Annotated in this window: 12 protein-coding genes; 9 read left to right on the forward strand and 3 right to left on the reverse strand. The window is 70.6% G+C overall.

Going from position 1 to position 16,657, the window contains the following annotated elements:
• Nucleotides 1–106: 106 nt before the first annotated feature.
• Entirely contained in the window at nucleotides 107–1,378 is a 1,272-nt protein-coding gene (gene mycP / locus IG54_RS0117415; RefSeq protein WP_051819585.1) for a type VII secretion-associated serine protease mycosin, read from the reverse strand.
• Between mycP and IG54_RS43455 the strand changes: the two genes are divergently transcribed.
• Nucleotides 1,347–1,475, forward strand: a complete 129-nt coding sequence (locus IG54_RS43455) for a hypothetical protein (protein ID WP_267883654.1) — start codon at nucleotides 1,347–1,349, stop codon at nucleotides 1,473–1,475. The genes mycP and IG54_RS43455 overlap by 32 nt on opposite strands.
• On the opposite strand, the gene eccB is transcribed toward IG54_RS43455, so the two are convergent.
• Nucleotides 1,463–2,992: a type VII secretion protein EccB gene (eccB, locus tag IG54_RS0117425; protein ID WP_030784401.1), complete on the reverse strand. Its 1,530-nt coding sequence runs from the start codon at nucleotides 2,990–2,992 to the stop codon at nucleotides 1,463–1,465. The genes IG54_RS43455 and eccB overlap by 13 nt on opposite strands.
• A 174-nt stretch (nucleotides 2,993–3,166) precedes the next feature.
• Here eccB and eccE point away from each other — a divergent pair, with 174 nt between their 5' ends.
• From eccE to IG54_RS0117475, 8 genes are all read left to right on the forward strand, one after another.
• A complete protein-coding gene (eccE, locus tag IG54_RS0117430) occupies nucleotides 3,167–4,501 on the forward strand; it encodes a type VII secretion protein EccE (RefSeq protein ID WP_078594196.1) in 1,335 nt (444 codons plus the stop codon).
• Nucleotides 4,501–5,337: a hypothetical protein gene (locus IG54_RS0117435; RefSeq protein WP_030784404.1), complete on the forward strand. Its 837-nt coding sequence runs from the start codon at nucleotides 4,501–4,503 to the stop codon at nucleotides 5,335–5,337. Before eccE ends, IG54_RS0117435 begins: the two co-directional genes overlap by 1 nt.
• A gap of 295 nt (nucleotides 5,338–5,632) precedes the next feature.
• On the forward strand, nucleotides 5,633–8,974 hold the full coding sequence (locus IG54_RS40295; protein ID WP_078594198.1) for an SCO5717 family growth-regulating ATPase: 3,342 nt from the start codon (nucleotides 5,633–5,635) through the stop codon (nucleotides 8,972–8,974).
• Nucleotides 8,975–9,467: 493 nt separating this feature from the next.
• Nucleotides 9,468–11,390, forward strand: coding sequence for an ABC transporter substrate-binding protein (locus IG54_RS0117455; protein ID WP_078594199.1), 1,923 nt, complete (start codon nucleotides 9,468–9,470; stop codon nucleotides 11,388–11,390).
• 3 nt (nucleotides 11,391–11,393) lie between these two features.
• Entirely contained in the window at nucleotides 11,394–12,488 is a 1,095-nt protein-coding gene (locus IG54_RS0117460; RefSeq protein WP_030784408.1) for an ABC transporter permease, read from the forward strand.
• A complete protein-coding gene (locus IG54_RS0117465) occupies nucleotides 12,485–13,417 on the forward strand; it encodes an ABC transporter permease (RefSeq protein ID WP_030784410.1) in 933 nt (310 codons plus the stop codon). Before IG54_RS0117460 ends, IG54_RS0117465 begins: the two co-directional genes overlap by 4 nt.
• Complete coding sequence (locus IG54_RS0117470; RefSeq protein ID WP_420712261.1) at nucleotides 13,414–14,451, forward strand: ABC transporter ATP-binding protein; 1,038 nt, start codon at nucleotides 13,414–13,416, stop codon at nucleotides 14,449–14,451. Before IG54_RS0117465 ends, IG54_RS0117470 begins: the two co-directional genes overlap by 4 nt.
• Nucleotides 14,452–14,480: 29 nt before the next feature.
• Nucleotides 14,481–15,482 (forward strand): oligopeptide/dipeptide ABC transporter ATP-binding protein, encoded by a 1,002-nt coding sequence (locus tag IG54_RS0117475; protein WP_030784414.1) that lies wholly within the window; start codon nucleotides 14,481–14,483, stop codon nucleotides 15,480–15,482.
• Nucleotides 15,483–15,652: 170 nt separating this feature from the next.
• Here IG54_RS0117475 and IG54_RS0117480 read toward each other — a convergent pair whose 3' ends face one another.
• Complete coding sequence (locus IG54_RS0117480; RefSeq protein WP_030784416.1) at nucleotides 15,653–16,603, reverse strand: bifunctional riboflavin kinase/FAD synthetase; 951 nt, start codon at nucleotides 16,601–16,603, stop codon at nucleotides 15,653–15,655.
• Between the last annotated feature and the right edge of the window lie 54 nt (nucleotides 16,604–16,657).

The following is a 16,657-nucleotide window of genomic DNA, read 5'->3' on the forward strand; positions in this document are numbered from 1 at the left end:
TAGTGACACGCCGTTCGCAACGCTGCGCCGCCCCCGTGCAGCATCAACTCGTGATGCTGTAGGCCACTCTAGTCATTTTGGTTTCGCAACTTCTTTGTATAGAGGGTCAGTTGCGCGCCAAATTGCTGTCGTTCCGGCGGCCTTTACTGTCGTCCCTTCTTCTGCGTGCCTCGCGTATGGCCGCCGCCGCGCCCGCGATCACCGCTACCAGGACCACGGTGAGGCCGACTGCGTACGTCGCGTACCGTTCGGCCCGCTCCTGAGGGGTCTCGGCGAGCGAGAAGGCCGCCGTGTCCGGTGGTGGGGCCTTCGACACCCCTGGATCCGGTGTCGGCGAGGTCGCGGGGTGGGCGCCGTCGGAAGAGGTGACGGCTCGTACGGGATCGATCACACCCCAGCCGACGTAATTGTCGTGGCCGTTGATGGAACGCTCCGCTGTCTGCTCGATCCGCGTGGCGATCTGGGCCGGGCTCCACTCCGGGTGCCGGGACTTCAGGAGGGCGGCCACACCGGCGACGAAGGGGGCCGAGAAACTCGTGCCGCTGTCCGTGCACTGGCCCCCTCCGGGAACGGTGGACACGATATCCACACCGGGAGCCGCGACGTCGACGAAGTCTCCGGGCTGGGAGAAGGCCGCTCGTTCGTTGTTGCGGTCGGAGGATGCGACCGCCAGCACGCCGTCAAAGGCCGCGGGGTAGGTGTTCTTCACCTTGCCGTCCAGCCCGTCGTTTCCCGCGGAGGCGACCACCACGACGTCGGCGTCGAGAGCATCACGTACCGCCTTGGCCAGGGCCGACGTGCGGGACAGGGGCTTCGTCGTGTCCTGGGAGATGTTGATGACGTCGGCGCCCTCGGCGACCGCGTGGTCGATGGCCTTCGCCATCGTGTCGGAGTCCCCGCTGTTCTCGGCGTCGTTCTGCCGGATCGGAATGATGGTCGAGGCCGGTGCGATACCCACGAAACCCGTTCCCTTGTGCGGTCGGGCCGCGATGATGCCCGCGACCTTCGTGCCATGACCGATCTCGTCCGTGGTGGGGTCCGCCCCCTTGCCCTTCGTCAGGTAGTCGCGCCCGGCGCGGGCGTCCACCGCGTCCGCGAGCTGGGGGTTCTTGTCGTCCACCCCCGTGTCGATCACCGCTACCCGGATGCCCTTGCCCTTCTTCCCGCCCTGCCACAACTCGTCGAGCAGCACCCGCTGGAGCGGCCAGGGGCGCCCCTTGATCTGATCGGCCGGAGTCTGGCACGCGCCGTTGCCGGCCAGGCGCACCGGTGCATGCGGGTGGGTTCCTGCCTGGGCCCCGACAGCCGTTACGGGGGTGGCTGTACTCGTGAAGGTGGCTGGCCCCATGAGCGTGGCCGTGCTCATGGCTGTGGCCATGGCAGTCCTGACCAGCAGGGCTCTCTTCCTCGGCGGCACCGCTGCCTCAGTCCTCTCCTTCGGTGGCATCAGGGGTGAGAAGGTTCAGGAACCCTGAGGCTGTCGGGCGCTGTTGGTGTCGAGGCGCGGCCCCTTGGCGAGGAAGTCGGACCAGGACAGGGGGACCTTGGCCGGCCGGACGTTCTTGTAGCCGAGCTTGACCTGGGCCTCACTGGGTTCAGGGCTGCCGTCGGCCGTCTGCTGCTTGCCGTCGGCTCCGATGTCCGACTTCTCGCTGTCGCTGTCGCCGTTGGCCTGAACGGCGTAGCGCAGACCGGTGTCCGTCACGAGGAAGAGCGACCCGGCCTTCGTCTGCGTACCACGAACCTGTGTGTAGAGCAGGCCTGTGCCGGGTGTTACGTACGTACTCGTGCCGCCTGTACCGATGTCGGCCGGATACTGCTTTCCGGCCCAGGTGCTCAGCGTCGTAGCGCCTTTCTCGTCCACGTTCCGCAGCACATTGCACACCGTGTCCCGACCGGCGCCGCTCGTTCCGCTGTTGACCTGGACGGGGCGGCGGCGGGGCCACCTCGCGGCCTCTCCCTCGAAGGTGCCTTCGGCGGAAGCGACGTCCTGGAGTCCGACGGTGCGGGCTTCGCCGTTCATGTTCAAGCGTGCCGTCTGCGGCGAGTTGGTGAGGAGCCAGGCGGTGAACTCAGTGATCGGCTGCACCTTGCCAGGAAGCACCACGAAGTGCTTGACACCCTCGCCGGTCTCCGCCTTCAGGACCATTCCGACCCGGTTCTCCGCGGACGACAGCTGGTCCGAGGCGTCGGCCGCGGCTCCCACGCTCGCCGGCAGTTGCGGAAAGCGGATCGGGCTGCCCCGGTGCAGCGTGGCCAGCCATTCCTTGGAGACCAGTTGTGGTTTCCTCGTCGGGCCCACGAGCGCGTCCGCCAAGAGGTCGCCCTCCGCGCCCTTGACCTCGTAGGCCACTCCTGCCGCGTCCACCAGGTGACGTGTTCCCGTGCGCGTCCTCACGTACAGCACTTCGCCTCTGCCGAGCCGCCGCAAGTCGTCCATCTTGTCCGCGTCCCGGTCGGCGAGGACGAACGTCGCCTCCTGTGTCGTACGCCCCCCGGAACCCGGCTGCTCGCACACCGCCCAACGCTTGGACCGGCCGGCCTCCTCGGGGGACGGGAGCCGGTCGGGGGCGTAGGGAATGCCGATGATGGGGCCGCGCGGCGGCTCGCCCGCGTCGAGGATGCTGTCGCTGACCTGGATGACCTTGTAGTCGGCGCCGTTCATCAGCAGGCGCGCGGAGGCCAGGTTGAGGACGGGGTGCAGGCGGGACTTCTTACCGGTCTTGAGTACGACGTACCGCGTCGTCGAATCCTTGCCCACGATCACGCGGGTGCCCGGCGCATCCCATTCGGGCGGCGCCTTGGGCTGGAACATCCCCCAGGCTCCGAACACCGCCAGGATGAGCACACCTGTGATCACGCTCGGCAGAAAGGCCCGCAGGGGGCGCGGCGCCCCTTCTTCGGACCCGGTCGGTGAGGGCTGGAGAAATGCCGCCAACGTCCGCTTCTTCGCGAAGGTGTACGCGTTGAGCTCGTCCCGCCGTGATGCCATGAGCGCCTGCTTCTCCCCCACCGCGCGTCGGGGCGCGAACCCCATTCCTCCATTGCAAGACCCGACCCCTACTATGCAGGGTGAGTAATCGCGCGTGTGCGGGGGGTAGGGCATCAGGGCGCGCAAGCACCGTACTGATCAAGGGGATTCGCCGGATTCGGGGGGTATGAAGTGATGACTGCGGCCACACGGAGCAGATCGCGGACGCGCGTGCAGACCCCGACTCCCCGGCCCGGTGGTCCGCAGGCCGGGCCTGCGGGTCCGAGGGTGACCACCCCCCGCGCTCCGGCGTCGGTCCAACTGCGCCTGCGAGCACAACAGTACGGCTCGTTCCGGCTGCAACAGCTCGTCCTCGTCGAGGTCGCCGCCGCACTGCTCCTCTGCGGCTGGGCCGTGGACCGACTCCTCGTACTCCCGGCCCTCCTGGTGGCAACACCGCTGCTTCTTCTGGCGGTCGTACGCCGTCGAGGGCGCTCCCTGCCCGACTGGCTAGGCACGGCACGGGCGTTGCGGACACGGCAGAGGCGGGCCGCCGGTACTCCGGTGCGCCCCGGCACCGAGCCGGGGCTCGCACCGGCCGTCGAATGCGATCCCGCACTGCGGACCTACACCTACGGTGACAGGGACCGCCGGTCCGTGGGCATCGTCGGGGACGGCACCTTCGTGACCGCGGTGCTCCAAGTCGAGTCCGAGGCGACCTCGTTGCGCGCCGACCGGCTGCAACACCCCCTTCCCTTGCGGCTCGTGGCGGACGTGCTCCACGTCGACGGCATCCAGCTGGAGTCCGCGCAGGTCGTGCTGCACACACAGCCCGCCCCTGCCCTGCATCTGCCGCAGCAGTCGGTCGCCGTCACCAACTACGCGCCCTTGCAGGCGCAGACCGGGGCCCCCGCGGTACGGATCACCTGGATCGCTCTCAAGCTCGATCCGGAACTCTGCCCGGAGGCCGTGACGGCGCGCGGAGGCGGGCTGCTGGGAGCCCAGAAGTGCGTAGTGCGGGCCGTCGACCAGCTGGCAAGCCGGCTGACCGGGGAGGGATTCCGGGTCACGGTGCTCGACGAGGAGGAACTGACGTCCGCCATCGCCACGTCCGCGGGCGCCAACCCGCTGGTCACGGCCCAAGCGGGGCGCACTGAGGCGCCGGAGCGCCGGACCGAGGAAACAGCACGGTCGTGGCGCTGCGACAACCGCAGGCACACGACGTACTGGGTGCGGCGCTGGCCCCACCTCGGCGGTTCCGCGGGGCGGCCCCTTCCTCAACTAGTGGCTTCGCTGACCGCGGTTCCGGCACTGGCGACCACGTTCAGCCTGACACTGCGGCTCGACGAGCGCAGAGAGGTGTCACTGTGCGGGCACGTGCGCGTGACGGGGCGCGGAGACACCGAACTCGTGGCCGCTCGTCGCGCGTTGGAGCACGCCGCGCGCCAGGCGAGTGTCGGACTCACGCGACTCGACCGTGAACAGCTTCCCGGAACCCTTGCCACACTGCCGCTCGGGGGCACGCGCTGATGACTGCACCTGCACCTGGACCTCCGTCCTCGCCCACCCCTGCACCCCCACCCGCACCTGCACCTGCACCCGCGCCTGGGTCGGCCGTACGATCGGGGGGGCCGGCGTCTTCGACGGCCGCTCGTGCCCGGCAGCGGGTTCGTTCGGGGTTCGGCCTGGTCGGGCCGCGGCACCCCCGGCATGCGCTCCCCCTGGAGTCACTGCCTGAACTCGGCCTCCCCATCGGGGACGATGGCGTGGTCATAGGCGTCGACGCCGACGGCGGGCCCGCCGTGCTCGGCGTCAACCGGCCCACTCCGTACGACATGGTGTTCATCGGTGGGCTGTGGACTGTCCAGGTCGTCGCGTTGCGTGCTGCCGCGACAGGGGCCCGGGTGGCTGTGGAGACCGGGCGCGCCGGGGATTGGGGGCCGTTGGTGCAGGCGCTCGGTGTCGGGCAGAGCGGGATGGCCGTGCATGACGTGGGGCGGGTGCCGCCGCAGGGGGCTTCCGCGGGGAGCCCGGTGCTTGTCGTGCGGGACTGCGGGATGCGGCCGCCTCGGGGGCGGGTCGCCTCCGCGCCCTGGCAGTCCGTGCTGACGGTGCTGCCCTATCTGAGTCCCGTCGCGCCTCGGCTCGTACGGCAGGCCCGCCTGGTAGGCGTACAGCGCGTGTCGCCGGACGAAGCTACGCAGATCGGGCGGCTGCTGGGGCTGCCGGGCGGGGACGTCGAGTCGCTGCCGACGCTTGCGGACGGGGTGACGCTGTGGTGTGCCGATCGTGATCGGCAGTACGTGATGACGCGGGCCACCGATGCCGAGACCGGATTGTTGGGTACGGCTCGGCGGATGGATTGACCCGCGGGGCATCGGGCAATTCGGGGTGCGGTGTCGGCTGTTGAGGGATTTGTCCGTCGCGGTTTGATGGAGGTGGATCGTTTCGGGGTGGGGCGTGGCGTGATGGCCAGCACTGGTGAGGTGGCCTGCCCTGCCCTGCTGGTGGTCCTGGTGATTAGTCTGGGACAGGGCGCGACGCCAGAAACCCGCGAGCGGGTCGCGTGCGTCCTCAACGGGGAGAGCCAGGCGGATCGGACGACAGGAACGGTCGCCCCCCACCACGGCACGAGGGTGCTCGACCACACCAGGAGGCATTGTGAACAGCGATCGGGACGAGATCCGCGGGGGCTGGGACTCACCCGTCGATGATCAGTCCGACGCGGAGTCCGCCGCCGAGACGACGGGCGAGTTCACCATCGACTACGCGCCGCCCGCCTGGTACACGCAGAACGCTTCGGGCAGTGCCGGTGAGACACCGCCGCCTGTTTCCACGCCGCCCGCTTCCCCTCCGGCCGCCCCGACCCCGCCGGCGCCCGCCATGCCGTCCTTCTCCGCTCCCCCGGCGCCGCCGGCTCCTTCCGGTCCGCCTTCGGGCGGCGTTCCCAGTGTGCTGCCGAAGCTGCCCGTGGGCAGCGGGTTCCAGCCTGCGGCTCCGGACGTGGCGGAGGAGTCGGGTGCCGCGCCGGACGCCGCGAGGGCCGAGGATGCCGGTGTGGCCGGCGAGGCTGAGAGCGGTGTGGCGTCTGTGCCGCCGGTGGCCTCGGGTGTGGATGCGGCTGACTTCAGCGGGGCTCTTGCCGGGCCCGCGGCCTCGGTTCACGTGACCGGTGTCGTGCCGAAGGACGAGGTCGACGCCTTGGCCCAGGCCAGGAGTGGCGCTGAGGCCGCGGGTGAGGACGAGGACGTCGCTCAGGCTCCGGCTCCGGCTCCGGCTGGGGATGTGTCGCTTTCTGCTTCTGCCGCTGACGACGCGGCGGTCGAGCCCGTCGGAGAAGGTCTTGGCAACGGTGATCTAGAGAGTGGCGCCACCATGCGGTTCTCCGCTCGCGCCCTCAAGCAGGAGATCGAGGAGCGTGCCGCGGCCGACGAGGCTGCGGGTGCCCCGGATACCCCGGAGGCCGCGGACGTGTCTGCGCCTGCCGATGCGGGTGTTGTGAGTGTGGGTGCGGAGGAATCCGAGGGGCCGGTGGATGCCGACGCCGACGCCGATGTTGATGCTGATGCTGATGCGTCTGGCGTGGTTGGTAACGGCTCGTCCGAGGGCGAGGCTCAGGACTCCGCCCGGGGTGCGGGGGCTGACGACGGCTCCCGTTCCGTGGCCGATGGAGTTGGTTCATCCGGTTCCGCGGCGGATCGGACGGATGGCGGGGCCGGTGGCGACGGACCGCAGGACGCCGTGCCGTCCTCGTGGCCCCCGCCGCCTTCACCGCAGGACGGGCTTCCGCCGTTGCCGCCCGCGTTCCAGCCCGCGGCCCCGGCCTCCGCGCCGCAGTGGCCAGCGTCCACGCCGACTCCGCCTCCCGCGCAGCCGGTGCAGGCCCAGCCCGAACCCACCCACGCGCCTGCCGCTCCGGTTGCTCCGGTTGCTCCTGCCTCCGAGGCGCCGAATCCGGGGGTGCCGCAGGGGGGATACGGATTCCCGCAGGCCGCACCCGTCTCGCCCGGCGCGCCCTTCGTCCCCGCGCCGCCTGCCCAGAACTCCACGCCGGTAGCCCCTGCCCCCGAGGCGTCGGCTTCCCAGCCGGCCCAGGGGGGATACGGATTCCCGCAGGCCGCACCCGTTTCGCCTGGCGCGCCCTTCGCGCCCGCGCCTCCCGCCCAGAGCCCCGCCCCCTCCGCTCCGAGCGGCGAGGCGCAGGCCGCCGCGGCCCCCCAGGCGGGTGCCGGTTACGGATTCCCGCAGGCCGCGCCCACGCCCGCGTCTGCCCCGGTCACCCCGAGCACCCCAGCCGCCCCCAGCGCCCCAGTCGCTCCCGAGTCGCCCGCCCAGGGGAGTGGTTACGGCTTCCCGCAGGCGCCCGCGCCCCAGGGGTCGCAGCCCGTTCAGGGGGGCGGTTACGGATTTCCTCAGCCGCCCGCGCCACAGGAGCAGCCGCCCGCTCAGCCGGGGCAGCCGTTGCCCGCGCACCAGCACGCTCCCGGGCAGCAACCCTTCCCCGGGCAGCAGTCCGCTCCCGGGCAGCAGCACGTTCCGAACCAGCAGCCGCAGGCACCTCAGCACCAGCCCCAGGCACCCCAGCCTCACGTCCCCGTACAGACCCAGCCCCCCGGCCAGCCGCAGGCACCCCAACAACCGGGGTACCCGGGGCAGCCGGGGCACCCCGGCCAGCCGCCCATCGACCCCCGTACCGGTGCCGCCTGGCCCCAGCCCGTGCAGCACGATCAGCGCGAGCGCACCAACCCGGGGGCTCCCCTCGGTTACACCGCCGCCGTCGAGCTGTCCTCCGACCGGCTGCTGCGCAACGCCAAGCCGAAGGCCAAGAGCAGTCGGGCCGGGGGCGGTTCGCGGTTCAAGCTCGGTGGCAAGAAGGAAGAGGCCGAGCGGCAGCGGAAGTTGGACCTGATCCGCACCCCGGTCCTCTCCTGCTACCGGATCGCCGTCATCAGCCTGAAGGGTGGTGTCGGCAAGACGACCACCACCACCGCGCTCGGCTCGACGCTCGCCACCGAGCGGCAGGACAAGATCCTCGCCATCGACGCCAACCCCGACGCCGGTACGCTCGGGCGGCGCGTGCGGCGCGAGACCGGGGCCACCATTCGTGACCTGGTCCAGGCGATCCCGTACCTCAACTCGTACATGGACATCCGGCGGTTCACCTCGCAGGCCTCGTCCGGGCTCGAAATCATCGCCAACGACGTCGACCCGGCCGTCTCGACGACCTTCAACGACGAGGACTACCGGCGCGCCATCGACGTACTCGGCAAGCAGTACCCGATCATCCTGACGGACTCCGGTACGGGGCTGCTGTACAGCGCGATGCGCGGGGTGCTCGACCTCGCCGATCAGCTGATCATCATCTCCACGCCGTCGGTGGACGGGGCGAGCAGCGCGTCCACGACGTTGGACTGGCTGTCCGCGCACGGGTACGCCGATCTTGTCTCGCGGTCCATCACCGTGATCTCCGGAGTGCGCGAGACCGGGAAGATGATCAAGGTTGATGACATCGTGTCGCACTTCGAGACGCGGTGCCGGGGGGTTGTCGTCGTTCCGTTCGACGAGCATCTCGCCGCCGGTGCGGAGGTCGATCTCGACATGATGCGGCCGAAGGTGCGGGAGGCGTACTTCAATCTCTCGGCGATGGTGGCCGAGGACTTTGTGCGGGCTCAGCGGCAGCAGGGGCTGTGGACTTCGGATGGGAATCCGCCGCCGCGGGTGGCTCCGCCGTTGCCGGGGCAGCAGGTGGCTCCGCCTGGGGGGCCTCAGGCGTACGCTCCTCAGCCGTACGCTCCTCAGGCGTACGCTCCTCAGGCGCCGGCTCCTCAGGCGCCGCCGCAGCAGCAGGTGCCCCCGCAGCAGGCGCCGGCCCCGCAGGCTTATCCGCAGCAGGGGCAGCAGGGGCAGCAGGGGTGGCAGCCGCAGGGGCAGCCTCCGCAGCAGGCGCATCCCCAGGCGCCGCAGCCTCAGGCGCCGCAGCCTCAGCAGCCGCCCCAGCAGTAGCTCCGCCGCTCGACCAGCGGGCCCGCGCCGTTCCTCGGCGTGGGCCCGTTCGTGTACCGCCCTCTTCCTCGCGCCCGGCGCTCGGGGCTGTGCCCACCCGTTCCGCCGTGCGGAACGCCTGCCCACAGCGGGAGCAACCACCAGACCTCACCCCGACCCCGCACGCGGAACGCCTGCCCACAGCGGGAGCAACCCGGCCCTCCCACCCAGGGCACCGCCCCAGCGGGGTCGGCCGGCTCTCCCTCGCGCCCCCGCCCCCACCTGCCCTCTCCCCCACCATCACCCCCTCACCAGCCAGGCGGCAGAGGTCTTGACCAATGCGGGTGAAAACGGGGGTCAACTCGTTATTTCCGCAGGCCACATGGGGTTCACCTGCCGTTGACTCGCCCAGACCGGCGCTGGTAGACACACACATCAACCAGCTGACGTCCCTTGATCAACCAGCGTGCAACCAGCCATCCCTGCGCGAGCGATGACGCGAGGTCACCGACCCATGGACACACAAGATCAGCACGGCAGATCAGCAGCAACCACGACATCACCACCCGCCACCCCGCCCCGTCGAAGCCGCCCCCGCCGCAGCCACCCCCGCCGCCACCTGAGGCTCGCGCTAGCCGGAGGCGCCGCCGCGTTCACCCTTACGGCCGGTCTCGCCACGCCGCTGAATCCGGGTCCGCAGCAGGCCGAGGCCAAGGGCGACGGGGGCAAGAAGGTCCTTACCGTCGCCGTGGCGCAGAGCGTCGACTCGCTCAGTCCCTTCCTCGCCCAGCGGCTGCTCAGCACCAGCATCCACCGGCTGACGTACGAGTATCTGACGAACTACGACGCCAAGGACAACAAGGCAATCCCCGGGTTCGCCACCGAGTGGAAGCCCTCCGCCGACAAGCTGACCTGGACCTACACCATTCGCAAGGACTCCAAGTGGTCGGACGGGAAGCAAGCGACCGCTGAGGACGCCGCCTGGACGTTCAACAAGGTGATGTCCAAGGAGGGCACCGCCACCGCTAACTCCAACTTCGTCACCAACTTCAAGAAGGTGACCGCGCCCAGCCCCACCAAGCTGGTCATCGAGTTGAAGAAGCCGCAGGCCACGATGGCCGCGCTGGACGTGCCGATCGTTCCCAAGCACGTCTGGGAGAAGGTCGATGACATCTCGAAGTTCAACAACGACAAGGACTTCCCGGTCGTCGGCAACGGCCCGTTCATCCTGACGGACTACAAGGTCGACCAGTACGTGCGCCTCAAGGCCAACAAGGGCTTCTGGCGCGGTCCGGCCAAGTTCGACGAGCTGGTCTTCAAGACGTACAAGGACCAGGACGCGGCCGTCTCCGCCCTCAGGAAGGGCGAGGTGTCCTTCGTCGCCGGGCAGCCCGCGCTCACCCCGGCCCAGGCCAAGTCCCTGGAGAACGTGGAGAACGTCAAGGTCAACGAGGGTCCGGGGCGGCGTTTCTTCGCCATCGCCACCAACCCCGGCGCGAAGACGAGGGACGGGAAGAAGTTCGGCGACGGGCACCCGGCGCTGCTGGACAAGAAGGTCCGTCAGGCACTGTTCCTCTCCGTGGACCGCGAGGCGCTCGTCGACAAGGTGTTCCAGGGCAACGCCGTCGTGGGAGCCGGTTACATCCCGCCGCGCTTCTCCCAGTACGCCTGGAAGCCCTCCGCCGAGCAGGAGCTGACGTACGACCCGAAGAAGGCCGCCCGGCTCCTCGACGAGGCCGGGTACGAGAAGAACGGTGACGGCAAGCGCGTCGGCAAGGACGGCAAGCCGCTGGACCTGCGCATTCTGTGCCACGCCACCGACCCCAATGACAAGGCGGTGGGCAAGTACCTGAAGGAGTGGTGGGCCGATCTCGGCATCGGGCTCGACGTCGAGTGCCTCGACGACGTCTCCGTGCCCTGGTACGCGGGCGAGTACGACCTCGCCTTCGACGGCTGGTCCGTCAACCCCGACCCGGACTTCGTCCTCGGCATCCACACCTGCGCCGCGCTGCCGGTGAAGGCCAAGGAGAGCGCCGCCACGGACAACTTCATCTGCGACAAGAAGTTCGACGAGCTGTATGAGAAGCAGCTCGCCGAGTACGACCCGGACAAGCGGGCCGCCATCGTCAAGCGGATGCAGTCGTGGCTGTACGACTCGGGCTACATGAACGTCCTCGCGTACCCGAACGCCGTCGAGGCCTACCGCACCGACCAGATCAAGTCCATCACCACCATGCCGCAGGACGCGGGCAACATCTACGGCCAGGATGGATATTGGAGCTGGTGGTCGGCCGTGCCCGCGGATGGGAAGAGTTCCTCCAAGGACGGCAGCTCGACCGGTGTCATCATCGGTATCGCCGCTGCCGCGGTGGTGCTCGTGGGCGGCGGAGTCCTGTTCGCCCTGCGCCGCCGTTCTACCGCAGAGGACCGCGAGTAACGCATGACCGCTGACAGCAATCCCGCACTGCTCGACACCGAGGGCCCGCCGGGTCCCGGGGCCGACGGCGACCCGGCGAAGGCCGGGCCGGCGTCGGCCCGCGGGCCACGGGCCCGCAACACCCGCGCCTATCTCCTCTATGTGGCGGGCAAGCTCGGCGGCGCGATCGTGTCGCTGTTCGCCGTGCTCGTCACCAGCTTCTTCCTCTTCCGGCTCATCCCCGGCGACCCCGTCAAGCAGATGACGGGCGGCAAGCGCGTCTCGGCCGAGCAACTCGCCGCGATGCGCGCGGAGTTCGGCCTCGACAAGCCGGTCATGACCCAGTTCTGGGACTACACCGGCAAGGTCCTGAGCGGCGACTTCGGTACGTCGTACCAGTTCCACGCCCCCGTGATGGAGAAGATCACCGAGGCCCTGCCCGCGACGCTCCTGCTCACCGGAACGGCGTACATCCTCTACACCCTCATCGGCATCTGGCTCGGCACGCGCACCGCCTGGCGCAACGGCAGGCTGGGCGACCGCTTCCACACCGGGCTCGCCCTGACGCTCTACTCGGTGCCGTCGTTCTGGCTCGGACTGCTGCTGATCATCACCTTCGCGGTGGGGGTCGGGCCGATCCCCGGGATGTTCCCGACCGGCGGTCTGGAGTCCGGCGGCGAGAGCGGGTTCGCGTACGTCGTCGATGTCGCGCACCACATGGTGCTTCCCGTGATCACACTGGTCGCCGTCGGGTACGCGCAGACGCTGCTCGTCATGCGCTCCTCGCTCCTCGACGAGATGGGCAGCGACTATCTGACGACCGCGCGCGCCAAGGGGCTCCGCGACGATCTCGTACGCCGTCGGCACGCCGTCCCGAACGCGCTGCTGCCGACCGTCACCCTGATGTTCGTCAATCTCGGCACGGTGGTGGCGGGCGCCATCCTCGTCGAGACCGTCTTCTCCTGGCCGGGGCTCGGCGGGCTCTTCTACGCGGCGCTGAGCGTGCCCGATCTGCCACTGGTGCAGGGGCTGTTCTTCGTCTTCTCGGCCGCGGTGATCCTGATGAACACCCTGGCCGACGTGATCTATCCGCTGCTCGATCCCCGGGTGGGCCGATGACGACCGAATCCGCACCGACCGCCCCCACCGCGCCGGGGAAGAGCGCGCGGTCCCTGGCCTGGACGCGTCGCAGGCACTCCGCGGTGCGGTTCTGGCGGGACTACCGCACACACAAGGCCGGGCTCTTCGGGCTCGCGACGCTCGTCCTGATCGCCCTCGCCGCGGTCTTCGCGCCGCTGCTCGTCGGCTCGGACGCGCAGAGCGTGACCGGCGCGCCGGGCGCGCCGATGGAGTCGCCGAGCGCCGCGTTCCCGCTGGGGACCGACCAGTTCGGGCGCGATCTGCTGGGCCTGCTGGTGTGGGGTGCGCGGATCTCCCTGTCCGTGGGGCTGCTCGCCGCCGTGCTGTCCGTGGCCATCGGCACGCTCGTCGGGATCACGGCGGGGCATTTCAAGGGCTGGTACTCGACGGTGATCATGCGCGTCACCGACTGGTTCCTGGTGATGCCGACGCTGGTGCTCGCCATCGCGCTGGCCTCCGTGATGTCCCGCTCCATCTGGACGATCATCCTGGCGATCGGCGTGACGACCTGGCCGACGACGGCCCGGCTGGTCCGCGCGCAGACCCTCGCGGTCGAGTCGCGCCCGTACATCGAGCGGGCGCGGGCGCTCGGCGGCGGCCACGGCCACGTCATGGCGCGGCACGTGCTGCCCAACGTCATGCCGCTCGTCCTCGCGCAGACCACCCTCGTCATCTCCGGTGCCATCCTCACCGAGGCCACGCTCGCCTTCCTCGGCCTCGGCGACCCGACGAGCGTGTCGTGGGGCGGCCTCCTCCAGGACGCGCGCGAGGCGGGCGCGGTCAGCGCCGGTCACTGGTGGTACCTCGCCCCGCCCGGTCTCGCCATCGCGCTCGTCGCGCTGGCGTTCACGCTGTGCGGCCGTGCCGTGGAATCCGTGCTCAACCCCAGGCTGGGGGCCTCCCGTTGACGGACCTGACCGACCTGACCCAAGCCAACGTCCGGCGTCTCCTCGACGTACGCGATCTCGAAGTGACGTACGCGAACGGCGCCGCCGCCGTGCGCGGCGTGAATCTCCACGTCGACGCGGGCCAGAAGCTCGGCGTCGCCGGCGAGTCGGGCTGCGGCAAGTCCACGCTGGCGCTCGCCCTGCTGCGGCTGCTGCCCCCGGGGTCGAAGGTGTCCGGCGAGATCCTGCTGGACGGCGAGGACGTCCTCACCATGAAGTGGGGGCAGGTCCGCGCGGTGCGCTGGGCGGGCGCCTCGATCGTCTTCCAGGGCGCGATGCACTCGCTGAACGCCGTGCACCGCATCGGCGACCAGATCGCCGAGCCGATCCTGCTGCACAAGAAGGCCACGCAGGCGGGCGCCAGGAAGAAGGCCGGCGAACTCCTCGAACAGGTGGGGCTGCCCGCCGCCCGCGCCGAGGCGTATCCGCACGAGCTGTCCGGCGGCCAGCGCCAGCGCGTGATGATCGCCATGGCGCTGGCCTGCGATCCCCGGCTGATCATCGCGGACGAGCCGACCACCGCGCTCGATGTGATGATCCAGGCCCAGATCCTGCGCCTGATCGAGCAGCTGGTGTCCGAGCAGGACCTCGGACTGATGATGATCAGCCACGACCTGGCGGTGCTCTCCGACACCTGCGACCGGCTCGCGGTGATGTACGCGGGCCGGGTCGTCGAGGAGGGCCCGGCCACGCAGGTCTACGAGAACGCCCGGCACCCCTACGGCAAGGCGCTGTCCGCGGCCTTCCCCCGGATCGGCGACCCCGCGTCCCGGTTCGCGCCGCGCGGGCTGCCCGGTGACCCGCCCGACCCGTCGGCGCTCCCTTCGGGCTGTACGTTCCATCCGCGCTGCCCGGTCGCCCTGGACGCCTGCGCGACCGAGGACCAGGCCCTGCGGGAGGCGGGCCCGCAGCACCGCGCGGCGTGCGTCCACGCGGGCGCGCCGCTCCCGGCGCAGCCCACTTCGGCGCCGTCGACGGCGGAGCGTACGCCGTGACCCAGAGCATCCGTGACGAGGAGCCGCGCATGACCACCCCCGAGCCGGGAGACGGCCCTCTGCTGTCCGCCACCGGTCTGCACATCGCCTTCCCCGGCCGCCGGGGGGCGCCGACCGCGCGGGCGGTGGACGGCGTCGACCTCGACATCAAGGGCGGCGAGATCGTCGCCCTGGTCGGCGAGTCGGGCTGCGGCAAGACGACGCTGGCCCGGTCACTGCTCGGCCTGGTGCCGCCGACCTCCGGCAAGGTGACGTTCGCGGGCAGGCCGCTGGACTACGCGGGGCGCGCCCTCAAGGCGTACCGCAAGCGGGTCCAGCTGGTGCTCCAGGATCCCAGCGGCTCGCTCAATCCCCGGCACACGGTGTACGAGGCCGTGGCCGAGGGGCTGCGCATCCACGGGTACGCGGGCGACGAGCGGGCGGCGGTCGCCGAGGCGCTGTCCCGGGCCGGGCTGCGCCCGCCGGACCGCTTCTTCCTGCGCTACCCGCACGAGCTGTCGGGCGGTCAGCGCCAGCGTGTCGTCATCGCGGGCGCGCTGGTCCTCGAACCCGAACTGGTCGTCGCCGACGAGCCGGTGGCCTCCCTCGACGCGTCCGTACGCGGGGAGATCCTCGCGCTGCTGCTGCGGCTGCGGGACGAACTGGGGCTGTCCGCGCTGGTGGTGACGCACGATCTGGGCCTCGCGTGGAACATCGCCGATCGGGTGGCGGTGATGTATCTGGGCCGGATCGTCGAGACCGGCACGGTGGAGGAGGTGCTGACGGGCCCTCAGCATCCCTATACGCAGGCCCTGTTGTCGGTCCTTCCGGAGGCTCCCGGTGACCCGGTGGTGCTCACGGGTGAGCCGCCGGATCCCTCCCGCATCCCGGGGGGCTGCCGGTTCCACGCGCGGTGCCAGGTGCTTGCCTCCGGCGAGGCGGAGCGGGCCGGCGTGGCGGGCCGGTGCCGCGGGGAGGACCTGGCGGTGCTCTCGGGACGCGGCGAGACGCAGGTGGCCTGCCACTGGGCGATTGCTGGCGGGGCGCCTTAGGGGGATGGGGGTTCTGTTCGCTTGCGGCTGGCCGTCGGTGGGGGCTGGTCGCGCAGTTCCCCGCGCCCCTGACGGGGCCCAGCTGAGCGCCCCTTAAGGGGCGCGGGGAACTGCGCGAGCAACCACAGCGCGCCCGCAGGGGTGTATAAGCCAACGCCCCCTACGGCGAACTAGGCGCCCGCGCCCGAAATAAGTTCGCGAGCCTTCTGCACGTCATCCGCGATGGCGACCAGCAACGCCTCGATGGAGTCGAACTTCGCCTGGCCCCGCACGAAGGCGAGGAAGTCCACGGCCACGTGCAGCCCGTACAGGTCGAGGCCGACGCGGTCGATCGCGTACGCCTCGACGGTCCGCTCGGTCCCGTCGAACTGCGGATTCGTCCCGACGGAGATCGCCGCCGGCATCGCCTCGCCCTCGACGTGCAGCCACCCGGCGTAGACGCCGTCGGCGGGGATGGCGGTGTGCGGCAGGGTCTCCACGTTGGCGGTGGGGAAGCCCAGCTCTCGGCCGCGCTGGGCGCCGCGCACGACGACGCCCTCGACGCGGTGCGGGCGGCCGAGGATCTCCGCGGCGCCCGTCACGTCGCCCTCGGCGACCAGGCGCCGGGTCAGCGTGGAGGAGAAGGGCTGGCCGGCGCCGGCCTCGCCGGTCACGTACAGGTCGATGACGTCGACTTCATAGTCGTACGTACGTCCGAGTTCGGCGAGGAAGTCGACGTTGCCCGTGGCCTTGTGGCCGAAGCGGAAGTTGGGGCCCTCGACGACCACGCGCGCGTGCAGCTTGTCGACGAGGACCTTCACCACGAAGTCGGCGGGCGACAGCTTCGAGAACTCGGAGGTGAAGGGGAGGATCAGCAGCGCGTCGACGCCGAGCCCGGCCATCAGCTCGGCGCGCCGGTGGTGGGGGGCCAGCAGCGGCGGGTGGCTGCCGGGGCGCACGACCTCGCTGGGGTGCGGGTCGAAGGTGACGACGACGGCGGGCACGCCCAGCTCCCTGGCGCGCTCCACGGCACGGCCGATGATCAGCTGGTGTCCGCGGTGTACGCCGTCGTAGGAACCGATGGTGACGACGCTGCGCCCCCAGTCCTGGGGGATGTCCTCCAAGCCACGCCAGCGCTGCACTTCTTTGCTCCTCGCCGAACCTGTGTACGTCCGTGACGTCTGTACGTTCCCATT

Source organism: Streptomyces sp. NRRL S-920 (assembly GCF_000717945.1).
Lineage (GTDB): Bacteria > Actinomycetota > Actinomycetes > Streptomycetales > Streptomycetaceae > Streptomyces > Streptomyces alboniger.